Origin of the sequence: Azospirillum sp. B506 (assembly GCF_000333595.1) — a bacterium.
GTDB lineage: Bacteria > Pseudomonadota > Alphaproteobacteria > Azospirillales > Azospirillaceae > Azospirillum.
In genome coordinates this window covers 1-5,423 of record NZ_BADK01000434.1, presented here as the reverse complement: position 1 = coordinate 5,423, position 5,423 = coordinate 1, and the positions used below count along the sequence as shown (strand labels likewise).

Below are 5,423 nucleotides of genomic sequence, written 5' to 3'. Positions count from 1 at the left end.
CACCCATCCTGGGCCATGCCGACAACGGGGTGGCGATCGACTGGTGCGCTCCCCCCTCCGGCGCCAGCGAGATTCCGGATGGTGTCGCCACCAGCATGAAGCGGGCATCCTGGTAGCAGGCATAGTTCAGCTGGTCGGCACCGCGCATGATGAAGGGGTCGTAAACAGTGCCGATCGGCAGCAGCCGCTCCCCGAACAGGCTATGCGACAGGCCCAGGGCCGACAGCAGGATGAACAGGTTGGATTCCGCGATGCCCAATTCCAGATGCTGTCCCTTGGGCGAGAATTCCCAACTGTAGGTGGAGGGGATGCGTTCCTTCTTGAAGAGGTCGGCGAGTTCACTCTTGGCGAACAGGCCACGGCGGTTCACCCAGGCGCCCAGGTTGGTGGAGACGGTGACGTCGGGTGCCGTGGTGACGATGCGTTCTGCCAGCGGCGTACGCTCCCGACCGATCTCGTTCAGGATCAGGCCGAAAGCGGCCTGGGTCGACAGGGTCTTCTGCGTCGGCACAGCCAGCGCGGCCGGCACGGTCACCGCCGGCGCCTCGTAGCGGCGGCGACCCTTTTGCGCGAAGGGAACCCGGCGCAGGAAGTCCTCCAAGGCGGAGTCCGCCAAGGAAAGCCCCTCGAACCGGTCCCACTCATGGCCGGGGCGGACCTTGTTGGCGGCGCGGAAGCCGTCCATCTGCTCCCGCGTCAGCAGGCCGGAATGGTTGTCCTTGTGGCCGGCCAGCGGCAGGCCGAAGCCCTTGACCGTGTAGGCGATGAAGCAGACCGGCCGGTCATGGGTGCGGGCCTGGGCGAATGCCTCCAGCAGCGAGGGCAGGTCATGGCCGCCGAGATTGCCCATCAACCGGGCCAGTTCCTCGTCGCTGCGGCGCTCGATCAGCCGGGTGACGTCGCCCTGGTCGCCCAGATCGTCCATCAGGCGGCGGCGCCATGCCGCTCCGCCCTGGTAGGTCAGGGCCGAATAAAGCTGGTTCGGACAGGTGTCGATCCAGTGGCGCAGCCGCTCGCCGCCGGGTTCCTTGAACGCCTCCTGCATCAGGGTGCCGTATTTCAGGATCACCACGTCCCAACCGAAGGCGCGGAAGATGTTCTCCAGCCGCTCCCACAGCCCTTCGCGGATCACCGCGTCCAGGCTCTGGCGGTTGTAGTCGACGATCCACCAGCTGTTGCGCACGCCATGCTTCCAGCCTTCCTGCAAGGCTTCAAAGATGTTGCCCTCGTCCATCTCGGCATCGCCGACCAGCGAGACCATGCGGCCTTCCGGCAGGCCGGCGGCCCAGCCCTTGGCCTTCAGGTAATCCTGGACCAGCGAGGCGAAGAGGGTCTGCGCCACCCCCAGACCGACCGAACCGGTGGAGAAATCGACGTCGTCCACGTCCTTGGTGCGGGATGGGTAGGATTGGGCGCCCTTGTAGCCACGGAAACTCTCCAGCTTCTCCCGCGTCTGGTTGCCCAGCAGATACTGGATGGCATGGAAGATCGGGCTGGCATGGGGCTTCACCGCCACCCGGTCCTCAGGTCGCAGGGCCGAGAAATAGAGCGCCGTCAGGATGGTCGACATCGAGGCGCTGGAAGCCTGATGCCCACCGATCTTCAGCCCGTCCAGATTGGGGCGGACATGATTGGCGTTGTGGATGGTCCAGGAGGCGAGCCAGAGTACCTTGCGCTCCAGCTCTGCCAGACAGGCGAGATCGGCGGAGGATGGCTGGATCGCGGTCATCGGTTGGCTCCCGAACGGAGGTTTATGATTGGTACAGCCTATCATTCGCCACACGGCAGTTGCTTGCGAAGTGGCGCCGATCGCGGTTCCGCTTTAGCATCCGATGCCAGCTAAGCAGCAGAAACGGCATTCAATGCCAAAACAACCTCTCGATCGCATCGACCGCAAGATCCTGGCCGCCTTGCAGCAGGACGGTCGGCTGCCCAACAACGAATTGGCCGAACGGGTCGGCCTGTCGCCCTCTCCCTGCCTGCGCCGGGTCAAGGCACTGGAAGAAGCAGGGGTGATCGCCCGCTATGTTGCTCTGGTCGATCCGGCCTCCGTCGACCTGCCGGTCAACATCTTCGTCAATGTCAGTCTGGAACGGCAGGTGGAGGCGCGGCTCGACGGGTTCGAGGCGGCGGTAATGGCGCGCCCGGAGGTGTTGGAATGCTACCTGATGACCGGCGATGCCGATTACCTGCTGCGGGTGGTGGTGCCGGACCTTGCCAGCTATGAACGGTTCCTGAAGGAGCACCTGACCCGCATTCCCGGCGTTGCCAGCATACGCTCCAGCTTCGCCTTGAAGCAGGTGCGCTATCGCACCGCCCTGCCACTAGACCATCTGCGAGAATAAAAGGCGCTTTCACAAGCCGGCGGCTGTGTCTGCGGAAGGGCCGGCCATTGGACGCCTTCACGGAGGAAAGACTGCAGGGTCGCAACCACGTCTGCCATAGGAAGACGCGGTCGCTCCCGATTTTCAGCTCTCCTTCCAGTCGTTCGATGATCTCGGAAGACCAACCCGGAATGCTCATTTTTCCTTTGCGGCAAGCAGCGCGGCCAAGGCACCTATGGCGGGAATAAAGCCAGCGCTATCGCTGTCGAAGCGCAGACCGAGTGGAATGTGCCGCACAGCGCCCGTGGCGAGCTGCAGCCGCACCAGCCGGCCCGCGTCAAGATCCGCCTCGATCATGTGATGCGGCAACCAGCCATAACAAAGCCCCCGGCGTACCGCCTCGATCGCCGTTTCCACCGAGTTCATGCGCCAGACACGCCCCTCTTCCCAATGCGAATTGGCGTTCGGGACAATGGCAGCCTCCGCCTCGCGCATCTCCACCCGCAAATGGCTTGAGAGCATGATGCGTGTCAGCGTGTGCTGGGCTTGCGCGAGCGCATGTACCGGCGCCGCCACGGCCAGCAACGGCATATCGGCGATCAGCGTGGTCCAGCGCGCCCCGGGCTCGGCCAGCAGCACGGCAAGGTCGTACTCTTCGTCGGGGGTCTCCTGCAATGTCCGGTGCACCACCTCGCACAAGGAGACCTCGACCTGCGGATATCGCGAGGCGAATGCCTCCAGCGCATCGAACAGACGTGGTTTGGGGAACAGCGTGTCCACCAAGACCCGAAGCCGCACGCTCCCGCCTCCGGCGATGGCACGCCCACGCTCCTCCAGCCGGGCGAGTTCATCGATCAGCGGCATCGCGTCCGCCAGCAGCGCAGCTCCGGCCTCGGTGAGCACCGCCCGCCGTCCCTGCGGCACCAGCAACGCCACCCCGAGCGTTTCCTGCAGGCGCGCCACGGCATAGCTCACCGAGGACTGGCTGCGGTGCAGCGCAGTGGCGGCCTGGGCGAAGCCGCCATGCTCGACGACAGCCCGCAATACGCCCCATTGCTCTATGGTCGAATGCGGCAGGTGATCCATGGGAACCTCAATTAAGGAATATGATCCTATTCGATATTCCGATTATTATGCGCCGAAAAGAGCGCTTTTTATTCGGATATTTGGATGCGAATTTTCTTCCCGAGTCCAACCGGGAGAGTCCCCCATGTCCGACCCCTTCGAATCGACCAAGCCCGAGGAATTGACCGATTTCATCGGCCGTCACTTCATCTACACCTATGACAACGGCTGGCAGTACGAGTTCTATGTCAAGAACGACCGCACCGTAGACTACCGTATCCATAGCGGCATGGTCGGCGGACGCTGGGTGCGCGATCAGATCGCGCATATCGTCCGCCTCGCCCCCCAGGTCTTCAAGGTGTCCTGGGACGAACCGACAGGCACCGCCGTCAGCCTTGCCTTCAATCTGGAGGCCCGCCGGGTGCATGGGGTGATCTTCTTCCCCCGCTGGGTCGCCGAGGCGCCCGAGAAAACGGTCTGTTTCCAGAACGAGCATCTCGACGAGATGCGATCCTTGCGCGACGCGGGTCCGACCTATCCGCGCCTGGTGATCGACGAATTCGCCCCGATCACATTCCTGGAAAATTGCGGCCCGGATAATCAGGAGGTGATCGCCTGCGCGCCCTCCGAGTTGCCGGCAGGTTACGCCAACCGCAGAAACGGCGGAAACTGATCATGTCGTGGTCGGAACTGTTGTTGCCGGGAGCAATGGCAATGGCTCTGCTGAGCCAGCCCGTCATGGCCGCGACCAGCACCCCGCTGCCCGGTTATACCGAGGGTGCCAAAGTCATCGAGGTGCCCGTCACCGGCGGGCAGCTCGACACGCTCAATGGCATCATATACGCGCAGGTCAACCAGCTGCGATCGGTGCGTCAATTGCGGCTGGACCTGCTGGTGCCGCGCAATGCGGACCGCAAGCCGGCCATCGTCTATTTCCCCGGCGGGGGCTTCACCTCCGCCGACTACGGGAAATTCATCGAGATGCGTATGGCGCTGGCGAAGGCTGGCTTCGTGGTGGCCTCGGCAGAATATCGCGTGGTGCCCGACAAATTTCCGGCTCCCGTCGAGGATGGCAAGGCCGCGGTGCGCTATCTGCGGGCACATGCCAAAGACTACGGCATCGATCCGGCGCGGATCGGCGTGCTCGGCGATTCTGCCGGCGGCTATCTCGCGCAAATGTTGGGCACCACCAACGGCGAGAAGAAATTCGACACGGGAGACTTCCTAGACCAGTCCTCCGACGTGCAGGCCGTGGTCACGCTCTACGGGCTCTCCGACCTGCGCAACATCGGCGAGGGTTTCCCTGAAGCGGTGCAGGACGTGCACGCCTCCCCTGCCGTCACAGAGGCGTTGCTGCTCCATGGCCCCGCCTTCCGCAACTTTCCCGGCGCAACCATTCAGAGCGATCTTGCAGAAGCACTGGCGGCAAGCCCGATGGGACACATTGCTGGTCAAAAACCGCCCTTCCTGATCATGCATGGCAGTGCGGACACACTGGTCTCGCCGCGCCAGAGCGCACAGCTTTACGAGGCACTGCGCAAGGGCGGCACCTCGGCCGAATATGACCTTTTGGAAGGTGCCGGGCACGGAGACATTCACTGGTTTCAGACGCCAGTGATTGACCGGGTGACGGCTTGGTTCCGCCAGACGCTCGGGGCGCCGCTCAAAGGAGATGCCCAGCCCATCAACGGCAAGACGCAACTCTAAGAGGACACGGGAAAAGGCTGCTCCCGGCCGTTCGGTCGTTATTCTCCCGGGTCGTGGAGAATGCGGCCGGCGAGGGCACGAGACGGGGCTCGGATGAACGCAGCGAGGGGCTGTTCCGCCAGGCCCGTTTTCCGCATGCTGTCAAAGCCAGGTCACTCCGTCGAGTGTAAGTCCTGACTTACACTCGACGGAAGGCCGCACTCGCCGATTGCGCGCGAGCGCAATGCCTGACGTGTCAGGCCATGCGCCCGATCGTATCATTTCGCCGCTGCCGGCTTGGAACGGCTGCCGATCATCGGCACCAGCACCGCCGCAATCAGGCAGAGG

5 protein-coding genes are annotated in these 5,423 nt (G+C 63.6%); 3 read left to right on the top strand and 2 right to left on the bottom strand.

Translation table 11 applies throughout. The annotated features are described in order from the left end of the window. Positions 1–1,729, bottom strand: a 1,729-nt coding sequence (locus I71_RS13300) for a transketolase (protein ID WP_199902172.1), incomplete at its 3' end; no start/stop codon positions are given. 133 nt (positions 1,730–1,862) lie between these two features. Here I71_RS13300 and I71_RS13295 point away from each other — a divergent pair. Beyond that, entirely contained in the window at positions 1,863–2,345 is a 483-nt protein-coding gene (locus I71_RS13295) for an Lrp/AsnC family transcriptional regulator (RefSeq protein WP_042695338.1), read from the top strand. 174 nt (positions 2,346–2,519) lie between these two features. On the opposite strand, the gene I71_RS13290 is transcribed toward I71_RS13295, so the two are convergent. Next, the gene (locus tag I71_RS13290) at positions 2,520–3,410 is read right to left on the bottom strand and encodes a LysR family transcriptional regulator (RefSeq protein ID WP_042695337.1); all 891 of its coding nucleotides are present in this window, start codon (positions 3,408–3,410) and stop codon (positions 2,520–2,522) included. A 124-nt stretch (positions 3,411–3,534) separates the two neighbouring features. On the opposite strand from I71_RS13290, the gene I71_RS13285 reads away from it, so the two are divergent. Next, positions 3,535–4,062, top strand: coding sequence for a phenolic acid decarboxylase (locus tag I71_RS13285; protein ID WP_042695336.1), 528 nt, complete (start codon positions 3,535–3,537; stop codon positions 4,060–4,062). A gap of 2 nt (positions 4,063–4,064) precedes the next feature. After that, on the top strand, positions 4,065–5,096 hold the full coding sequence (locus I71_RS13280) for an alpha/beta hydrolase (protein ID WP_042695335.1): 1,032 nt from the start codon (positions 4,065–4,067) through the stop codon (positions 5,094–5,096). Positions 5,097–5,423: the final 327 nt, after the last annotated feature.

What these genes read in the sequence shown, in the direction of transcription:
- I71_RS13295 (WP_042695338.1), top strand. Translation starts at nt 1,863, where the DNA reads ATGCCAAAACAACCTCTCGATCGCATCGACCGCAAGATCCTGGCCGCC.
- I71_RS13290 (WP_042695337.1), bottom strand. Translation starts at nt 3,410, where the DNA reads ATGGATCACCTGCCGCATTCGACCATAGAGCAATGGGGCGTATTGCGG.
- I71_RS13285 (WP_042695336.1), top strand. Translation starts at nt 3,535, where the DNA reads ATGTCCGACCCCTTCGAATCGACCAAGCCCGAGGAATTGACCGATTTC.
- I71_RS13280 (WP_042695335.1), top strand. Translation starts at nt 4,065, where the DNA reads ATGTCGTGGTCGGAACTGTTGTTGCCGGGAGCAATGGCAATGGCTCTG.